We start from the raw sequence: 1,258 nt of genomic DNA, 5'->3' as shown, positions 1-1,258 counted from the left end.
GCGCCTTCAAGTGTCCAGAGCAGTTTCATCACCCACGCTGTCGATTCCCTGAAGCTGAGCTGGTTAGGCCAGTATCCCTTCAGCGTTGAGGCCATTCTTATCATCTGATATCTCACCAGATTGTAGGCCAGCAGCACGCCCCACAGCTCCTGCCTTATCATCTCCGGCTTCCTGCTGCGAAGCGTGAGCCTGCTGTCCTGGAGACCCTGCTTTATTTCACGATATCCCAGCTCTATCTCCCAGCGATGACTGTAGAGATCCGCTATTTCTTTACCCGGGTAACGCATCGCATCCGTCATCGACGTCAGGAACCGCCACGTCCGGCCTTTTATTTCCCGGCTTATCATCCTCATCTCTGTGTGCGCCGCCAGATGTGGCCATTTCTTCCGTGAATGAGCGGAGGTTTTTACCCGGATAAGTATGTCTCCCTTCCCCAGACGACGTACCTCTTCGTACTGCAGGTCTTTACGTGCCGCTATCATCCAGTGACGATTTTCGCCGGCCTCATGCCAGGCGCTAAGCAGACCGAATGACGTGTAGCCCTTATCGAAGAGGGTCAGGCTGTTGTCGCACGCGCGTTCAATGAGACCTTCTGCCAGCACCATCTCATTCTCGTTCTGGCAGCCCATCGCGGCGCCGCTGATAAGATGGCTGGTGAGTTCCATCAGGCAGACCATGCGAACCTGCGGATAAGGAGAGGCGCCTGCCACCGTGCCTGAACGGACGAAAGCCTTCTCATTATCAGGTGTTTCTGGCGTGCGCCAGACAACGCCGTCAACAGCGTACAGCGTCAGACCACACCAGTCAGGGTGGGAAGTCTGTGCATTCCAGAGCTCGCTGCTCTGTTCGAAAACCCGCCGTACAGCGTCGTCCCCCAGCCGCTGCCTTGCCTGCACTACGGCACTGGGCGCAACGAAAGGACGGTTTCCCGGTAAAAGAATATCAAGGCGATTAACGATGGCGTGAAGGGATTCTTTGCGCTCAAGGGCCATGCCGATGAGACACCAGACCATCAGATCTGTAGTGAGTCTGCGCTTACGGAGCGTGACCGTGCCAGCTTCCTCAAGGCAGCGGCTGATGAGCGCAGGGTCAAGAACATCCGCGAGCGTATTCAGAGGATTACGAAGAGAATCGTAACGAGAGACGATATCAAGGGCCTGACTGAGCTGCATAAAAAAATCCGGAAACGAAGCGTTTCCGGATTCTTACACAGCCACTGGATCGTTCAACTGATCCTTAACTGATCGGCATTAGGCCT

The 1,258-nt window shown here is 55.2% G+C and carries 1 protein-coding gene; it reads right to left on the bottom strand.

All coding sequences use genetic code 11. The features are described 5' to 3' along the window. The coding region (locus FD737_RS23640) for an IS4 family transposase (RefSeq protein ID WP_160834700.1) at positions 1 to 1,172 on the bottom strand (1,172 nt) is incomplete at its 3' end. Positions 1,173 to 1,258 lie beyond the last annotated feature (86 nt).

The sequence above is a fragment of the Pantoea sp. Seng genome (genome assembly GCF_009829935.1).
In the GTDB taxonomy this organism is placed as follows: Bacteria; Pseudomonadota; Gammaproteobacteria; order Enterobacterales; family Enterobacteriaceae; genus Pantoea; species Pantoea communis.
Note: the sequence above shows the minus strand (reverse complement) of the source record. Positions and strands in the feature narration are given on the sequence as shown.